The sequence below is a fragment of the Pseudorhizobium tarimense genome (assembly GCF_022968135.1).
In the GTDB taxonomy this organism is placed as follows: domain Bacteria; phylum Pseudomonadota; class Alphaproteobacteria; order Rhizobiales; family Rhizobiaceae; genus Neorhizobium; species Neorhizobium tarimense.
The window spans coordinates 98,125-114,385 of sequence record NZ_JALJRA010000013.1 but is presented as its reverse complement, the minus strand read 5'-3'; the positions used below and the strand labels follow the sequence as shown (position 1 = coordinate 114,385).

The following is a 16,261-nucleotide window of genomic DNA, read 5'->3' as shown; positions in this document are numbered from 1 at the left end:
TGTCTCATGAAGGGGGCCGCCTACAGGGCGGCCTCCCTATCTTCTAGAGGCGGCCAACCCTCTCTGCCAGCAGATCAAAGAAGCCGTCGGCGTCGACGTGGCGCATGACCATGGCGTTGGGCTGGCGTCCGGAGACGCGCCACCAGTCGACCACCGTCATTCCCACCGTCAGCTCCGACTGGGTCTCGATCTCCACGTTGCAGTGACGGCCGGAGAAGAGTTCGGGCTTCAGGAGATAGGCAATTACCGTCGGGTCATGCAGCGGCCCGCCGTCGGAGCCGTATTTCTCCTCGTCGAAGCGCTCAAAGAACGCCAGCCAATCGACAAGCACCTGAGCCGGACGCGTGCCGAGTGCGGCGATCTTGGCCACGCGATCCTTGCGGGTCAGCAGTTGATGGGTGACGTCGAGCGGCATCATCACGATCGGCATGCCCGACGCGAAGACGGTCGCCGCAGCGTCCGGATCGACATAGATGTTGAATTCGGCGGCAGGCGTAATGTTGCCGCCTTCGAAAAAGCCACCGCCCATCATTACTAGTTCCTGCACGCGACCGGCAATGGCCGGTTCCTTCTGCAGGGCAAGCGCGACGTTGGTGAGTGCTCCCAGCGTGCAGAGCGTGACGGTGCCGGTAGGCTCGCGCATGATCGTTTCGACAATGAAGTCGGCCGCGTGCTTCGGCTGCACCGTCATCGTCGGCTCCGGCAGCTCGGCACCGTCCAATCCCGTGCGACCATGGACATGCTCGGCGGTCACCAATTGGCGCGAGAGCGGCTGTCTGGCCCCCTCGTAGACCAGCGCATCGCCGCGTCCGCAGAGTTCGCAGACGATCCGGACGTTGCGGCTCGTCAGCTCTAGCGGCACATTGCCTGCGACGGCTGAGAGCCCCAGCACCTCGAGTTCATCGAGACTCGCAAAGGCCAGCATGATGGCTGCCGCGTCGTCCTGGCCGGGATCGGTATCGATGATGATCTTCCTGCGCTCTGCCATGTCACCCTTCCGCATTGTGGTGCCGGCCTAGCTACACGCGAGGACGAGGCGAGGCAATGGCTGGCGCTCAGGCCGCTACGGCTTGCGATCAGGTGCGGCTGTTCCCATATTGCCGAAGGCACGGCGCCGTCTGACGGGCCGGTGTCGTAGTCGCTTCTACAAGGACTTTCAGATGAGCCGCATCACACCGTTTGCGAGCCCCCTGCTCCTCGGGTTCGACGCCATGGAGAAGACGCTGGAGCGTTTGGCGAAGGCCAATGACGGCTATCCTCCCTATAACATCGAGCGAATTACCGGCACGTCGGCAGAAGATCCGGAGCGGCTCCGAATTACCCTTGCAGTGGCCGGATTCGGCGAAAGCGAGCTTGACGTAACGGTCGAGGAAAACCAGCTGGTGATCCGGGGCAAGCAGCTCGACCAGCCGGATTGCGACTATCTCTATCGCGGGATTGCAGCTCGGCAGTTCCAGCGCATGTTCGTGCTGGCGGATGGAATGCAAGTGGCTGGCGCTGTGCTGAAGAACGGCCTGCTGTCCGTGGACCTGATCCGCCCTGAACCGGCGCGCATGGTGCGAAAAATTAACATTTCCGTCTCAAAGTAGGCTGCAACGACATCATCGTCGTTGTGCCCCTCAATGTTGGAGGCTGGAATGCTCCTCAAAGAAGCGAACACGCAGCTGACGCTGTCCGAACTTGCCCATCTTGGCGCCGGAGAAGTTGGCTATATTCGCAAGATCCGCTCCGAAGACGTTTCCCGATGCTTCCCCGAAGCACCGGACATGGATCCGAATCTGGACCTGTGGGCATTGTTCGGGGCCGACGGCACGCCGATCCTTCTCACCGACAACCGCTCCAGCACCTTCTTCAAGGCAGCGGAAGACGACCTAAAGACGGTTAGCCTCCACTAAGCTCTGTCTTGCGGAAGGTGAGGTAGGCGGACGACCGCCCCTCGCGGCGCGCCTTGGCCTCGTAGCGCGTACCAGTCCACCCCGCGAACGGGGTAAGCCAGTCTGCAGCCTCTTCTGCCTGCCATCCAAAGCCACCGTGATCGCGGCAGTGGATGAGCGTCCAGTTGACGTAGGTATCGATGTCCGAGGCAAAGAGAAACAGTCCTCCCGGCTTCAGGACGCGGTGGAACCGTGCAAGATTGACCTGCGAGACAAAGCGGCGCTTCCAGTGCTTCCGCTTGGGCCACGGATCCGGATAGAGAAGATCGATCCGGTCGACAGACCCCTCCGGCAACCAGTCCAGCACCTGCGTCGCATCGTCGTCGTAGACCCGGATGTTCTGCAGCCCGAGGTTGGTCACCCGGCCCACCAGCTTTGCCATCGAATTGACGAAGGGCTCCACGCCGATGAAGCCGCTCTGCGGGTTCTCCTGTGCCCGATGCACGAGATGCTCCCCACCGCCGAAGCCGATTTCCAAACGCACTTCTTCCACCGGATGCGGGAAAAGCGCCGCCAGCGAGGCAGGCGCCGGTGCCGTGAGGTCAAGCTTCAGCGCTGGCAGAACCGTTGCAAGACCCTCCGCCTGACGCTCGCGGAGCGGCTTTCCCTTGCGCCGTCCGAAGAAGGCTTCGGTGGAGCGGCTGGGGTGCTGCTGGTCGTTCATCGCGTGGTCTCTCGATAGAAGAAAGCGGGCGGCTCTCAAAGCCACCCGCTTTACAGTTTCAGAGCCGTGTCCGTAAAGGGACAATCAGGCAGCCTTGAGGGCTTCCTTCAGCGGTTTTGCCAGATCGACCTTTTCCCAGGAGAAGGAGCCGTCACGGCCAGGCTTGCGGCCGAAGTGGCCATAGGCGGCGGTCTTGGCATAGATCGGCTTGTTGAGGTCGAGATGCCGGCGAATGCCGGACGGCGACAGGTCCATGACCTTGCGGATCGCCGCCTCGACCTGATCCTCAGTCACGCCGTTACCGGTGCCATGCAAGTCTACATAGATCGAGACCGGCTGGGCAATTCCAATCGCATAGGCGATCTGGATCGTGCAGCGGTCGGCCAGACCTGCCGCCACGACGTTCTTGGCGAGATAGCGAGCGGCATAGGCGGCTGAACGGTCGACCTTGGTCGTATCCTTGCCGGAGAAGGCGCCGCCGCCATGCGGAGCCGCCCCACCATAAGTGTCGACGATGATCTTGCGGCCGGTGAGGCCTGCGTCTCCGTCCGGTCCGCCGATGACGAACTTACCGGTCGGATTGATGTACCACTTGCAGTCGTCGGCAACGGGAAGCTCGCCCAGAGCTTCCCTGATGTAAGGCTCCACGACGGCGCGAACCTTCTTGGAGTCCCAGCTCTCATCCAGGTGCTGCGTGGAAAGAACGATCGAGTCGACGCAGGAGGGCTTACCGTTCTCGTAGCGGACGGTCACTTGGCTCTTGGCGTCCGGCCCGAGCTTGCCGACATCACCTTCGCCCTTCTTGCGGGCGGCAGCCAGGAGCTGCAGAATCTTGTGCGAGTAGTAGATCGGGGCAGGCATCAGGTCCGGTGTTTCCTTGCAGGCGTAGCCAAACATGATGCCCTGATCGCCGGCGCCCTCGTCGCCCTGCTTGTCCGCAGCGCTGTCCACGCCCTTGGCAATGTCGGCCGATTGGGAATGCAGGAGAACGTCGATCTTTGCCGTCTTCCAATGAAAACCATCTTGCTCATAGCCGATATCGCGGATCGCCTTGCGGGCGGCGGACTTGAACTTCGAAGGGTTGATGACGTCCTTGCCGTCCTTGTCCTTCTTCATCAGGCTTGCGGGAAGGCGCACTTCTCCGGCGATGACGACACGGTTGGTGGTCGCAAGGGTCTCGCAGGCAATCCGAACAGACCACGGATCCGTTCCCGTCTTGCCCGCCTCGCGATACACGAGGTCGACGATCTCGTCGGAAATTCGGTCGCAGACCTTGTCGGGATGACCTTCGGCAACCGACTCGCTGGTGAAGAGATGATTCTCGCGCATTCCGGGATTCCCCTCAAAGAAATAACACCGGATCTGTTAGTGGTTCACCAACGTAAATACAAGCGCATAAATATATCTTTATATCTCAAATCCTTCTCTCGTGCGGGAAAGGCACAAAAAAAGCGGCATTTAGCCGCTTTTTCATAGGCTTTGAGAGGGACGGCTAATCCGCGTCGGCTTCTGCGGCCAGCGCCTTCACCAAATCAACGATGCGGCGCCGCACCTTCTGGTCGGCAATCTTGACGAACGCGCGGTTCAGCTGCAGTCCCTCGGAGGAAGACAGGAAGTCGACCACGTAATTGGAGCTTGACGCCTCTTCAAGACCGCCTGCACTCGCAGCCTGCTCCCCCGGCGCGTCTTCAAAGAAGAACGAGACCGGCACGTTGAGAATGCTGGAGATGTTCTGCAGACGGCTCGCACCGACGCGGTTGGTGCCCTTCTCGTACTTCTGGATCTGCTGGAACGTGATGCCAAGGCTCTCGCCCAGCTTTTCCTGGCTCATTCCCAGCATGGTCCGACGCAGTCGAATACGGCTTCCGACGTGGATATCGATCGGGTTCGGCTTCTTCTTATTCTCAATCATCATTGCGTCCTGACAAGTTACCGGTCTCTGAACCGGGTCGACCGATGATGCCCAAGCGTCTGTGGCTAATGCATGACGAAAGCCAAACAGCACGTTTGCGGAACAATATGAAGCTCACTATGCGATTTTGGGGGTTTTGGTCAATTCGCCGCAGTTTTGAAACCACTGCGCGCAATCGCTGCAATCAGGAACATGGCAAACAGGATCAACCAAAAGTTCATCTTGCGCACCGACCCGTTCCAGGTTGGTACCGTTCCGCCCGCAATCGACGCATCCACCACGCCCTTGCTATTGAAGGCCGAGCCGTTGACGATCCGCCCATAGGGGTCAACCACGGCCGAAATGCCGCTGTTGGCATCCCGGAGAAGGGGCAAGCCATTTTCTACCGCCCTCAGCCTTGCCTGCTGGAAATGCTGATACGGACCCGGTGTATCGCCAAACCAGGCATCGTTCGTGATGTTCAGGATCGCATCGGCCTGTGCGACTTCAGCCCCGACTTCCTGAGGAAAGATCGCCTCGTAGCAGATCAAAGGGTAGAGCGTCTGGCCGCTGGGCAGCGTCAGGAGCGAGCGGTTCGCCGCGGCAGAGAAGCCACCGGGAAGCGCCACGAGATTGTTTACGCCCCATTTGCGCAGCCATTCCTCGAACGGCACATATTCGCCGAACGGCGTCAGGTGGATCTTGTCCGAGGCGCCGAGAATCTGTCCGTTCGAATCGATGACGTAAATGGAGTTATAGAAGCGCGGCGGCTGGCCTGCTGCCGCATATTCCACGCGTACGGCACCGGCGATGAGGATCTGCCCATCTTCCAGGATCTCGGCAATGCGCGAAAGGGCGTCCTGGCTTTCGGTAAGGATGAAAGGAACAGACGTCTCGGGCCAGACGATCACATCCGGCCGGCGGGAGCCGGGCTGAGGCGGCAGGGCCGAAAGCGCCAGATGTTCTTCGAAAATTGCCGCACGATCGCTGTTCTCCAGCTTGCGCGACTGATCGAGAACCGGCTGGACCAGGCGGACTGCCAAGTCGGCGGCGGCGGGTGCAGTTTCGGCATTGGCAAGCCGATAGGCGCCATAGCCGAGATGCGCTGCTAGCAAACAGCTGCCGGCGGCAAGGCCAAGGCGCAGGCCTCGGCGGGTTCCAAGGAGCGCCGGCACGGAAAAGACGAACACGGCAAGCGTCGTGACGCCAAAGAGACCTATGACGCTCGCCGATTGCATCATCATCGGCATGGGCATTGCCCCATAGCCGATGGCGTTCCAGGGGAAACCGGTCATCAAGAAGCTGCGCAGCCATTCGGCAAGGCCGAACCCGAAGGCAAGGGCTGCATGACGTCCTACCCCATCAGACCAAAGAATGCCCGCAAGGCTGGTGGCAAGGCCATAAAACAGGGCCAGAAAGGCCGGCAGGCCAAGAACCGCAAACGGCAACGCCCAGGCAAAATCGTCGGCCTCGAGAAGAAGCGCATTGCCGAGCCACCAGAGGCCGGCAACGAAATAACCAAAGCCGAATAGCCAGCCCAGCAGGAATGCGGAGCGTGCGCGGGTAAACCAGCCGCTTCCGCGATGCGAGGCGAGGCCGTCCATCAGCCAGACGAGTATTGGGAAAGAGAAAAAGGGTGCGGCGAGGACATTGAACGGCGGCAGCGCAGCTGCGCCCACTGTTCCCGCGACGACGGCAAGCGCCACGCGTCGCACGCCCCAAAGAAGCATTACCCTATTTGCCAGCCGCTCCATAAGGAAGCTTCCCCTCACCCGCCCGAATCAGGTCCGCAGTGTTTCAAAAATCACTGCGCCTGTCCTCAGGCGAGCGTGGAAGACGATGGCATGCCTCAATGGGAGCGTTCACCCGCACCGGCAGTCTCGGACGGCGGCGGGTTTGGATGGACCGGATGGATGCTTTCCGCGGGCGCGGCGTCCATCTCGCCCTTCAGCTGTCGCCGGCGGGCAAGGACGCGCTTGCGCACGACTCGCACGCGCTTGATACGGCGCGGATCGGCCTCCAGAATGTGAAATTCGAAGCCCGGAACGGCTTGCACGACTTCGCCTCTGACCGGAATGCGGCCCAAGGCAGAGAAGATCAGCCCCCCGAGGGTATCGACATCCTCAAGCCTGTCGCGAATGTCGAAGTCGGATCCGATTGCCTGGGCGATTTCCTCGAGCTCGATACGGGCATCGGCGACGAAGATATCCTCGCCGACCTGCGAGAACATGACTTCTTCGTCGTCGTGTTCGTCCTCCACATCGCCGATCACCATTTCGACGATATCTTCGTGGGAGACGAGTCCGTCGGTGCCGCCGTACTCATCGATGACAAGCGCCATTTGCGTGCGCGCCGCCTGCATGCTCTGCAGAAGATCTGATGCCAGCATCGAGGGGGGTACGAAGAGGATCTTGCGGATCAGCCCGGCATCCGCCACGGTCTTGCTCAAATCGACACGACCAAGGTCGAAGGCAGCCTTCGGCACGCGGGCCACCTTTTCCGGCTTTTCTGCCTTTTCATTGACCAGCGGCATCGGGTGCGTCGCCGAAGCGGCACGGGGCGCCGTACGCCGCTTGTTGCGGGCCTGCTTGGCCAGATAGGAATGGAGGTCGCGGATGTGCACGAAGCCGCGCGGATCGTCGAGCGTGTCGCAGTAGACCGGCATGCGCGAACGGCCGGTTTCTTCAAAATGGATCATCAGGTCGCCGAGGGTCATCGTCATGTCGACGGCCTCGATATCGGCACGCGGTACCATGATATCTTCCACCCGGACTTCGCGGAAGCGCAGGATATTGTGCAGCATTGCGCGTTCTTCGGGTGAGAAGGCGCTGCTGACGTTTGTGTCCGTCATCAGAGCGTCCGCGAGATCCTCTCGCAGACGTTCGCCCTGGGCGGGCCGCAGAAGTCTCAAAGCACGGGCCCAGAAGGAGGCATTGCTCCGGTGGTGAGCTTCTGATCGTTGCGGACTACTGCCCTCTTCCGAAGAGGTGTCCGAACCGTCCTTGCCATCAGCGGCAACAATTGTCGAAATGTCGTTCATCGTTCCAAGCTAGGTGATCGGGTCTTGTCCCGCATAGGGATCAGATAGGCCAAGAGTGGCCAAAATGCGAGTCTCCAGCGCTTCCATGCGCTCGGCCTCGTCAATTTCCATGTGGTCGTAGCCGAACAGGTGCAGGAAACCATGCACCAGCAGATGGGTCAAATGGCTTTCGCTGCTTTTCTCGAGTTCAGCTGCCTCGCGCTCCACCGTCTCGTAGGCAATGATGATGTCGCCGAGCATGGGGCCGGGCATGCCGCCCGGTTCGAGCGGGAAGCCTGGAAAGGACAAGACGTTCGTCGGCTTGTCCTGGCCCCGCCATTCCGCATTAACCTCTCGGATCGCTTCGTCGCCGGTAAACACCAGCGACAGCTCTATCGGCTGCTGCGGAAAGGGCTGCTGCTCCATCGCCGAAAGATGCTCGGCCGCCGCGACGATGACACGCTCGGCGAGCGCCTGAAGCGTCTCTTCTTCTGGCCACGCGTCGTCTTCCACGCTGATCTGTATGTCGAGTTGGGGCATGCCGCGCCGACCGCCTCAGCGACCGGTTTCCTCGCTTTCCTCGTGGACTGCATATTGGGCGTCATAGGCTCTCACGATCCGTCCGACGAGCGGATGGCGGACGACATCCACATCCTTGAAACGGACGACGGAGATGCCTTCAACGCCTTTCAGGACATGAAGGGCTTCGACCAGGCCAGATTTCACGCCGCGCGGCAAGTCGACCTGACTTGGGTCGCCCGTAACAATCATGCGCGCATTCTCGCCCAGACGTGTCAGGAACATCTTCATCTGCATCGACGTCGTATTCTGTGCCTCGTCCAGGATGACGGCAGCATTGGCCAGCGTGCGGCCACGCATGAAGGCGAGCGGTGCGATCTCGATGACGCCCGCGGTAAGGGCGCGCTCGACCTTGTCGGCAGGGATCATGTCGTAGAGAGCGTCATAGAGAGGCCGCAGATAGGGATCGACCTTCTCTTTCATATCGCCGGGCAGGAAGCCGAGACGCTCGCCCGCCTCAACGGCCGGACGCGACAGGATGATCCGGTCGACCGCGCCCCGCTCCAGAAGCTGGGCGGCATGGGCGACGGCCAGATAGGTCTTGCCGGTACCGGCCGGGCCAACACCGAAGACCAGCTCGGACCGTTCCAAAGCACGCATGTAGGCGTCCTGCGTCGGCGTCCGCGCAGCGATGGTCTTCTTGCGCGTCGAGATCTGCGCCATCGAGAGCTTCGCCTTGCGCTCCATCGTCGGGAGCTGCAGCTGATCGTCGGCGGCCACCGCCATCCGGATAGCGCCCTCGACGTCGGATGCCTCGACGCTCGCACCCTTCTGCAGACGGTCGTAGAGATAATCCAACGCACGACGCGCCTGATTGGTGGCGGTAACGTCGCCGGATATGGTGACGGAATTGCCGCGCGCGCGGGCATCGACGTGCAGGCGCTCCTCGATCAGCTTGAGGTTCTGGTCGAATTGTCCGAACAGTTCGCTGGCGAACCTGTTGTTCTCGAACGTGAGCACGAAGTGGTTGGCGTCGGTCGCAGCAGTTCTAGGTTGACGTGCGGGTGAAGAAACCAGTTCGTTTGCGTTCAAGTAGGCAAGCTCCTCGCCATGTCGTTCAGGATGCGCTCGAGGCCCCCACCGGCTCGGCAAACAAGCTGTTGGGACCCGTTCCAATGATTCGTACCGGAATAATGTCACCGATCTGCGATGGTTTTGCATCAACATTCACAGACTGCAGCCACGGCGATCGTCCGATGAGTTGGCCAGGCATCCGCCCGGGCTTCTCAAGCAGCAGATCGATGACCTTTCCGACGCATGATTTGGCGAACTCAGCCTGCTGTTTCAAGAGCAAGGACTGAAGTCTTTCCAGTCGCTCGGCCTTCACGTCTTCCGCAACATGACCGGGAAGGTCGGCGCCAGGTGTTCCGGGGCGAGTCGAATACTTGAACGAGAAGGCCTGAGCATAACCCACCGCCTCCACAATCCGCAGCGTATCCGCAAAGTCCTGTTCGGTCTCACCGGGGAAGCCGACGATGAAGTCGCCCGACATCGCCATGTCCGGCTTGACGGCGCGGATGCGGGAGATCAGGCGCAGATATTCTTCTGCAGTGTGGCGGCGGTTCATCGCCTTCAGGATCCGGTCGGAGCCCGATTGTACCGGCAGATGCAGGTAAGGCATCAGTTCCCGCAGATCGCGGTGCGCCTCGATCAGCCGATCGTCCATGTCGCGCGGATGGCTAGTCGTGTATCGCAGGCGCGCTAGCCCCGGAATCTCTGCCAATTTGTAGAGAAGGTCGCCCAGTCCCCATTCACGCCCGTCGGGCCCCTCCGAGCGCCAGGCGTTGACGTTCTGCCCGAGCAGGGTGATTTCCCGCACCCCGGCATCGACCAGCCGTTGCGCTTCGACGACGATCTGGCGGAAGGGGCGCGAGACCTCGGCACCGCGGGTATAGGGCACCACACAAAAGGTGCAGAACTTGTCGCAGCCTTCCTGCACAGTCAGGAACGATGTGACGCCGCGGGAGCGGACACGCGTGCTTTCCACCGCCGGCAGGTGCTCGAACTTGTCTTCCACGGCGTAGTCGGTATCGACAATGCGATCGCCCAGGCGCGCGCGCCGAAGGGCGGCGGGCAAACGGTGATAGGTCTGCGGGCCGATCACCACGTCGACGGACGGCTCGCGCCTGAGTATCTCCTCGCCCTCGGCCTGCGCAACGCAGCCGGCGACGCCGATCATCAGTTCCTGCCCCTGGGCATTGCGCGCCTTCTTCATCTCGCGCAACCGCCCTAGTGCGGAATAGACCTTGTCGGCCGCTTTCTCGCGGATATGGCACGTATTGAGAACGATCAGGTCCGCTTCTTCCATCTGCTCCGTCGGCACATAGCCTTCGCTCGCCAGGGCATCACCCATGCGGACGGAATCGTAGACGTTCATCTGGCAGCCATAGGTCTTGATGAAGACCTTGCGCGTGTTTGCGCCAGGCTGCCCCTCTGCCGGGGATGCGGTCAAAATCGGATCGATGCTCATGCGGGGTCTTTACCGCATGACGGCCTGCAATAGAAGGGTTAGTTAGTTGTAGTCGCGGCCACGCAGCCGGGCGATCAGCATCCGACGGATCTGCGCTGCAACGTTTGCGCTCAGAATCTTCCGCTTATCGCCGGTGCCGAACTCGATCGTGTCGCCGAAGGTGATCTCCACGTCGATCGCCTCCGCTTTCAGGACCCCCATCAGATGAGGGACAAGCTCGATGTCGCCTGGCCAAGCTGCGATCGGGCGATGATAACGGCCCATCGCCATACCATAAACGCGAGTATAGGCGATCGCCACGGGCTGGACGTGAACGACTTGGCCCGGCACCTGCGGAACGGCTGCCGCTGCCGCGCCAAAGAGCGACGACTTGATCTCCAGCACCCGGTTGCCGTCCGATGTGGTTCCCTCCGGGAAGAGGACGACGATCTCGCCGTCCGCCAACCGCTGGGCGATCTCGTTGACCTGATCACCGGCCTTCCGCTTCTGGTCGCGCGCGACGAAAATGGTTTTCTGGAGCTTGGCGAGCACCCCGAATACCGGCCAGTCGGCCACCTCGGACTTGGCGATAAAAACCACGTCTGCAACCGCACCGAGGACGAGGATATCCTTCCAGGAGGCGTGGTTTGCCGCCAGCAGAAGGGGGCGACGCTTCTCCACGCGACGATGAACATGAATGCGAATGCCCATAAGCCGGCAGGCGATGCGGTGCCAGACCCGCGGCAGATAGCGCCGAAGCCTCAGGTTCAGCGCCAACCCGACAAGTTGCAGCGGCAAAAATACGAGCGTGACGATCGACAGAGCCAGGACGACAAAGCCGATCCGCAACCAGGTGATCAAGGGTCATCCTTGTCCAGCGGAATACCGTACAGTTCGAGCCGATGCCCGACCAGACGAAAGCCGTGCTCGCGGGCAATTCGCTCCTGCAAGGCTTCGATCTCGGGCGAGTGGAACTCGATGACCGTGCCTGACTTCAAATCGATCATGTGGTCATGGTGCTCTTCGGGGACCGTCTCGTAGCGGGATCGGCCATCACGAAAGTCGTGCTTCTCGATGATGCCCTCGTCCTCGAACAGCTTCACCGTTCGATAAACGGTCGAGATGGAGATGCGCGGATCAACCTTCGACGAGCGGCGGTAAAGCTCCTCGACGTCCGGATGATCGTCGGAATCCTGAAGGATGCGGGCGATGACGCGGCGCTGGTCGGTCATCCGCATGCCCTTGTCGGCACACAGTTCCTCAAGCGTCTTGGGAAGATCCGTCATGACCTTGCCGCCTTCAATCAAATCACAATTCGACCGAACTAGCGAAGATGGCGCCGCATGACAAGCGCGCTGGGTTTCGTGCCGTCGGATGCGGAATAATAGGCCGGCCGCTCGGCGATCTGTTCAAAATTGAGCTTCCGATAGAGCTGGACGGCTGCCCGGTTGGCTGCCTCGACTTCGAGGAACATCGTTTCGCCACCCCGCTGGCTAGCTTCACGCAGTGCTGCCTGCATGAGGCGCCACCCGAGCCCTGCCCTGCCGAACTTCTCCGAAACCGCGATGGTCAGGATTTCCGCTTCTCCCGCCGTCTCCCGGGCGACCACGAAGCCTCCCAGCGGTCGAGAGAAGAAGGCATTCGTCTGGCGCGCGACGAAGCCGAAGACACTGGGTTGAAGCAGCAGGCTGACAAACTCGCCATCACCCCATTGCCGGGGAAAGCGCTCGCCGTGGATCATCGAGATTTCGGCGCAGTCTTCGACGACGAGCGGAACGATCTCGAAATACGGCTTCCACTGTAGCAGTTCGTCGATCATCGGCCTCAGGCCCGAGCCAGCGCATAGCCGGTCTGCGGCTTTGCGTCCGGCCCACGCAGATAGAGCGGCTTCGGCCGTTCGCCATCGCCCGAGCGCTGGGCGCCCAGCCTGGCGACGGTGGAAATATCGAAGCGATCGGCGACAGACGCAACCGCAGGATCTTGCAGGACGAGCGGCCGGCCGGAGCCGACGACCTCGGCCGAATGCGACCTTGCCAGATCGGCGGCCTCCTCCGGAGGCATTGCCGCGGGACGGGTCATTGGACTGCCGTCGGCGGCGAATGCCTGCACGTAAAGCTCGCCCCGCTTGGCATCCATGGCGACGACGAGAGGTGCCTGGGGATTGCTTTCAAGGTAGCCTTGTCCGAGCGTATCGAGCGTCGTTACACCGACACACTCGGCACTCAAGGCGAGCGCCAGACCGCGTGCGGCCGCGACTCCGACTCGAATGCCGGTGAACGAACCCGGGCCGGTCACCACGGCAACGCGCTGGACGTCCGACAGAGCTCGATCAGCTTTCGCCAGCGCCTCATCGATCACCGCCATCAGCCGTTCCGCATGCCCCTTGCCGATCATCTCCGTGACGGCCGCCAGTACCTGGCCGCTGCCACTGTCGAAGACGGCCGCGGAGCAATCCGCGCCCGCCGTATCGATTGCCAGGACAATCATCAGTCTTGGACGTTCCTAGAGAGCTTCAACTGCCTGGACTTCGGGCACGAAGTGGCGAAGCAGATTCTGGACCCCGTGCTTCAGCGTTGCGGTCGACGACGGGCAGCCCGAGCAGGCACCCTTCATGTTGAGGTAGACGGTGCCGTCTTTGAAGCCCTTGAAGGTGATGTCGCCGCCATCCTGGGCGACTGCGGGGCGAACCCGCGTTTCCAGCAGTTCCTTGATGGTGGCAACGACCGTCTCGTCGCCGTCCTCATAAAACTCGCCTTCTTCGTCGGAGATTTCAGCCGTCGACGTGCCGCCGCCCATGACGGACTGACCAGACATAAAATGCTCCATGATCGAGCCGAGGATCGCCGGCTTCATGTGCTGCCAGTCTCCGCCGCTCTTGGTGACCGTGATGAAGTCGTAGCCGAAATAGACGCCCGTGACGCCGGGTACGCCGAACAGGCGCAGAGCCAAGGGCGAAGCCTCGGCTTCCGACTGATCACGGAAATCAGCGGTGCCCTTCTCCATGACGATCTTGCCCGGAAGGAACTTCAGGGTCGCCGGGTTCGGCGTTGCCTCGGTCTGGATGAACATCTCACGTCTCCTGAGGGCCGACAGGCACCTTCAATTTAGAACTCTTCAAAAGAAGATAATCTCAACCATGTTTCGGTTCAAGTGCGCCTTCCGCCGACCGCCGTCAAGGCAGGTCAGCATAGCGCATCGATTTCCTCATCGGACAGGCTGTCGGGCAGAACCGTGACGGGGATCGGGAAAATCGCACCGCGTCCAGCGATCGACGAAACCAGCGGGCCCGGTCCTTCCTTGGCGGACGCCGCCGCCAGAACGAGAATGGCGATGTCGCGATCCTCTTCCACCAGAGCATTTATCTGCTCCGTTGCGCTTCCCTCGCGGATCACCACTTCTGGGTCGATGCCAATCGTCTCGCGCACCTTCTGCGCCGCCTTTGCCATGATCGCTTCGGCTTCTTCGCGCGCTTCCGCACGCATGATCGCCTCTACCCCCAGCCACTGCTGAAAATCGCCCTCAGGGATGACGAAAAGCAGAACGAGGCCGCCATTGGAGTTCTTGGCGCGACGACCCGCATAATGCACGGCGCGCTCGCATTCCGGGGTGCCGTCGATCACCGCCATGAACTTGCGGCGATGGCCTTCGAGACGCGAAAGACGTTTGGAAACCATAGCAGCCCTTTCCTCCCCTGACTCGGCCGCGGGACCGAGCAGCGGAATCTATACCAAAGTCTGGAAATGAAAAACCTAGGTCCGGCGGGACCCCAGATCCCTTCAGCGGAGGAAACCGATGATGTCGTAAACGTCCGCCATCACCTTTTCGGCACGCGCGCGTGCCCTCTCGCCACCATCGCGCAGGATGGCGTCGATGTGCGCGGTGTCGTCCATCAGGCGACGCATTTCGCCGGTGATGGGTGAAAGGACGTGAACCGCCAGATCCGCAAGCGCGGGCTTGAAGGTGGAGAACTGCTGCCCGCCATACTCCTTCAGAACGTCTTCCTTCTTTCGGTCGGAAAGTGCGGCATAGATGCCGACAAGATTGTCTGCTTCAGGCCGTCCCTTGAGGCCTTCAACCTCACTCGGAAGGCAATCCGGGTCGGTCTTGGCCTTGCGGATCTTCTTTAGGATGGTCTCGCCATCGTCCATGAGGTTGATGCGCGACAGATCCGACGGATCCGACTTCGACATCTTCTTGGTGCCGTCCTTCAGCGACATGACGCGGGGCGCCGGCCCTTCGATCAGCGGCTCGACCAGCGGAAAGAAGCCATGGATCGGCTCTTCGCCGACCACCATGTCGATTCCGGCCCCTGTCGCGCGGATCTTGTCCTGGAAATCGATGTTGAACTTCTGGGCAATGTCGCGGGCGAGTTCCAGGTGCTGTTTCTGGTCGTCGCCGACCGGAACATGGGTTGCGCGATAAACGAGAATGTCGGCTGCCATCAGGCTCGGATAGGCGAGCAGACCGAGCGAAGCGTTCTCGCGGTCCTTGCCAGCCTTGTCCTTGAACTGCGTCATGCGGTTCATCCAGCCGATGCGCGCCACGCAGTTGAAGATCCAGGCAAGTTCCGCATGCTGCGGGACGGCCGATTGGTTGAAGACGATGTGCTTCACCGGATCAATGCCCGATGCAATAAAGGCTGCGGCGATCGAGCGGATCTGGCCCTTCAGGTCCTCGTGGACCAGCTGCGCGGTGATGGCGTGCAGGTCGACCACACAATAGATGCAGTCGTTGTTTTCCTGCAGCGCCACGAACTTGCGGATCGCCCCGAGGTAGTTGCCGAGATGGAGATTGCCGGTCGGCTGGACGCCGGAAAACACGAGCGGCTTGAAGCTGTTCATTTCGTCCTCAGTAGGCTGGTGGAGGGCCCCATGCCCCGCAGGCCATGTTGTCGTGGCGGGCTTATGCACGTCCACACCCAGCCGATCAAGAGGAGTGCTGGCGATAACCTAGCGAGAGGTTGCCACTTTCTTGCCGCAATTCGCCAGCTTGGCCGGGTGGGATGCGCGGCGCGTCCCGCACAACGCTAACGAGCAGCCAATTTGTTGAGCAGCAAAAGGCGGAGGCGTCCTGAATTGCATAGCTCTCTATGCAGGCCCAGAATATTGATTCTCAATGGGAAACGGAATGATCTTCTTCTTCCCTCCGCGAAAGCGCTGGAACATTGCGGCGCAACAAAGGCTTAGCTAAAACCTAAAGCAAATTTTCACCTTATTTGCGACACTTTCGAGAACGAATTTGCATCCACCAACGGAGGCTCGAGATGATCACGAGCCAGATTTGGGGGATACCATGCGCATTGTTTATCGTGTCGCGCTTGCATCCTTGCTCTCGCTCGCGGTGAGCGGAGTTGCGGAAGCCGACAGCCAGAAACGTCGCGGCAACATCTTCAAGCATGACTACACCGCGGCCTACACCGTACAACGGGTCAGCGTCAGGACGAGTTGCTTTCCCGAAAAGCTCAAGGCCATTCTCGCTCACATCGCCGTTCAGACCGGAAAGAAGCCGATGGTAACATCCGGCCACCGCCCGAGATCCGGCCGCTCACAGCATACGCGCTGTTACGCCGCCGATATTCGGGTACCCGGGGTGGCTGAGAAAAGGATCCTCGCCGCCGCCGCATCGGCTCCCGGCATCGGTGGAATCGGCCGCTACTGCAACGGGCTGGTGCACGTCGATATCGGCCCGAAGCGGCGCTGGGCGCACTGCGGACGGCGGAAGTAGC

Annotated in this window: 19 protein-coding genes; 3 read left to right on the top strand and 16 right to left on the bottom strand. The window is 61.0% G+C overall.

Annotated elements, in window-relative coordinates:
* Positions 1-43: 43 nt before the first annotated feature.
* Complete coding sequence (locus MUU54_RS16650) at positions 44-988, bottom strand: nucleoside hydrolase (RefSeq protein ID WP_247245143.1); 945 nt, start codon at positions 986-988, stop codon at positions 44-46.
* Positions 989-1,160: 172 nt separating this feature from the next.
* On the opposite strand from MUU54_RS16650, the gene MUU54_RS16645 reads away from it, so the two are divergent.
* Both MUU54_RS16645 and MUU54_RS16640 read left to right on the top strand, forming a co-directional pair.
* The gene (locus MUU54_RS16645) at positions 1,161-1,589 is read left to right on the top strand and encodes an Hsp20 family protein (RefSeq protein ID WP_247245142.1); all 429 of its coding nucleotides are present in this window, start codon (positions 1,161-1,163) and stop codon (positions 1,587-1,589) included.
* A gap of 48 nt (positions 1,590-1,637) precedes the next feature.
* The gene (locus tag MUU54_RS16640; RefSeq protein ID WP_029619976.1) at positions 1,638-1,895 is read left to right on the top strand and encodes a BQ00720 family protein; all 258 of its coding nucleotides are present in this window, start codon (positions 1,638-1,640) and stop codon (positions 1,893-1,895) included.
* Here MUU54_RS16640 and trmB read toward each other — a convergent pair.
* The 15 genes from trmB to trpS all read right to left on the bottom strand — a co-directional run bounded on the left by trmB (position 1,882) and on the right by trpS (position 15,377).
* Positions 1,882-2,598, bottom strand: coding sequence for a tRNA (guanosine(46)-N7)-methyltransferase TrmB (gene trmB / locus MUU54_RS16635; protein ID WP_247245141.1), 717 nt, complete (start codon positions 2,596-2,598; stop codon positions 1,882-1,884). The two genes, MUU54_RS16640 and trmB, sit on opposite strands and share 14 nt — an antisense overlap.
* An 84-nt stretch (positions 2,599-2,682) precedes the next feature.
* A complete protein-coding gene (gene metK, locus MUU54_RS16630; protein WP_247245140.1) occupies positions 2,683-3,927 on the bottom strand; it encodes a methionine adenosyltransferase in 1,245 nt (414 codons plus the stop codon).
* 163 nt (positions 3,928-4,090) lie between these two features.
* Complete coding sequence (locus tag MUU54_RS16625) at positions 4,091-4,510, bottom strand: helix-turn-helix domain-containing protein (protein WP_247245184.1); 420 nt, start codon at positions 4,508-4,510, stop codon at positions 4,091-4,093.
* Between the two features lie 140 nt (positions 4,511-4,650).
* Positions 4,651-6,243 (bottom strand): apolipoprotein N-acyltransferase, encoded by a 1,593-nt coding sequence (gene lnt, locus MUU54_RS16620; RefSeq protein ID WP_247245139.1) that lies wholly within the window; start codon positions 6,241-6,243, stop codon positions 4,651-4,653.
* A 95-nt stretch (positions 6,244-6,338) separates the two neighbouring features.
* A complete protein-coding gene (locus MUU54_RS16615) occupies positions 6,339-7,529 on the bottom strand; it encodes a transporter associated domain-containing protein (protein ID WP_247245138.1) in 1,191 nt (396 codons plus the stop codon).
* A 9-nt stretch (positions 7,530-7,538) separates the two neighbouring features.
* Positions 7,539-8,048: an rRNA maturation RNase YbeY gene (gene ybeY / locus MUU54_RS16610; RefSeq protein WP_247245137.1), complete on the bottom strand. Its 510-nt coding sequence runs from the start codon at positions 8,046-8,048 to the stop codon at positions 7,539-7,541.
* 15 nt (positions 8,049-8,063) lie between these two features.
* Positions 8,064-9,119, bottom strand: coding sequence for a PhoH family protein (locus MUU54_RS16605; protein WP_247245136.1), 1,056 nt, complete (start codon positions 9,117-9,119; stop codon positions 8,064-8,066).
* A 25-nt stretch (positions 9,120-9,144) separates the two neighbouring features.
* Positions 9,145-10,557 carry a tRNA (N6-isopentenyl adenosine(37)-C2)-methylthiotransferase MiaB gene (gene miaB / locus MUU54_RS16600; protein ID WP_247245135.1) on the bottom strand — a complete coding sequence of 471 codons (1,413 nt, stop codon included), beginning with the start codon at positions 10,555-10,557 and terminating at the stop codon, positions 9,145-9,147.
* A gap of 42 nt (positions 10,558-10,599) precedes the next feature.
* On the bottom strand, positions 10,600-11,394 hold the full coding sequence (olsA, locus tag MUU54_RS16595) for a lyso-ornithine lipid O-acyltransferase (RefSeq protein WP_247245183.1): 795 nt from the start codon (positions 11,392-11,394) through the stop codon (positions 10,600-10,602).
* Positions 11,394-11,822: a Fur family transcriptional regulator gene (locus MUU54_RS16590; RefSeq protein WP_247245134.1), complete on the bottom strand. Its 429-nt coding sequence runs from the start codon at positions 11,820-11,822 to the stop codon at positions 11,394-11,396. The genes olsA and MUU54_RS16590 overlap by 1 nt, the downstream gene beginning before the upstream one ends.
* A gap of 38 nt (positions 11,823-11,860) precedes the next feature.
* A complete protein-coding gene (locus tag MUU54_RS16585) occupies positions 11,861-12,355 on the bottom strand; it encodes a GNAT family N-acetyltransferase (protein ID WP_247245133.1) in 495 nt (164 codons plus the stop codon).
* A 5-nt stretch (positions 12,356-12,360) separates the two neighbouring features.
* Positions 12,361-13,023: a tRNA (adenosine(37)-N6)-threonylcarbamoyltransferase complex dimerization subunit type 1 TsaB gene (gene tsaB / locus MUU54_RS16580; RefSeq protein WP_247245132.1), complete on the bottom strand. Its 663-nt coding sequence runs from the start codon at positions 13,021-13,023 to the stop codon at positions 12,361-12,363.
* 15 nt (positions 13,024-13,038) lie between these two features.
* Positions 13,039-13,605 carry a NifU family protein gene (locus tag MUU54_RS16575; RefSeq protein ID WP_247245131.1) on the bottom strand — a complete coding sequence of 189 codons (567 nt, stop codon included), beginning with the start codon at positions 13,603-13,605 and terminating at the stop codon, positions 13,039-13,041.
* A 113-nt stretch (positions 13,606-13,718) separates the two neighbouring features.
* On the bottom strand, positions 13,719-14,210 hold the full coding sequence (locus MUU54_RS16570) for a universal stress protein (protein WP_247245130.1): 492 nt from the start codon (positions 14,208-14,210) through the stop codon (positions 13,719-13,721).
* A gap of 102 nt (positions 14,211-14,312) precedes the next feature.
* Positions 14,313-15,377, bottom strand: a complete 1,065-nt coding sequence (gene trpS, locus MUU54_RS16565) for a tryptophan--tRNA ligase (protein WP_247245129.1) — start codon at positions 15,375-15,377, stop codon at positions 14,313-14,315.
* Between the two features lie 451 nt (positions 15,378-15,828).
* Here trpS and MUU54_RS16560 point away from each other — a divergent pair, with 451 nt between their 5' ends.
* Positions 15,829-16,260: a YcbK family protein gene (locus tag MUU54_RS16560; RefSeq protein WP_247245128.1), complete on the top strand. Its 432-nt coding sequence runs from the start codon at positions 15,829-15,831 to the stop codon at positions 16,258-16,260.
* Position 16,261 lies beyond the last annotated feature (1 nt).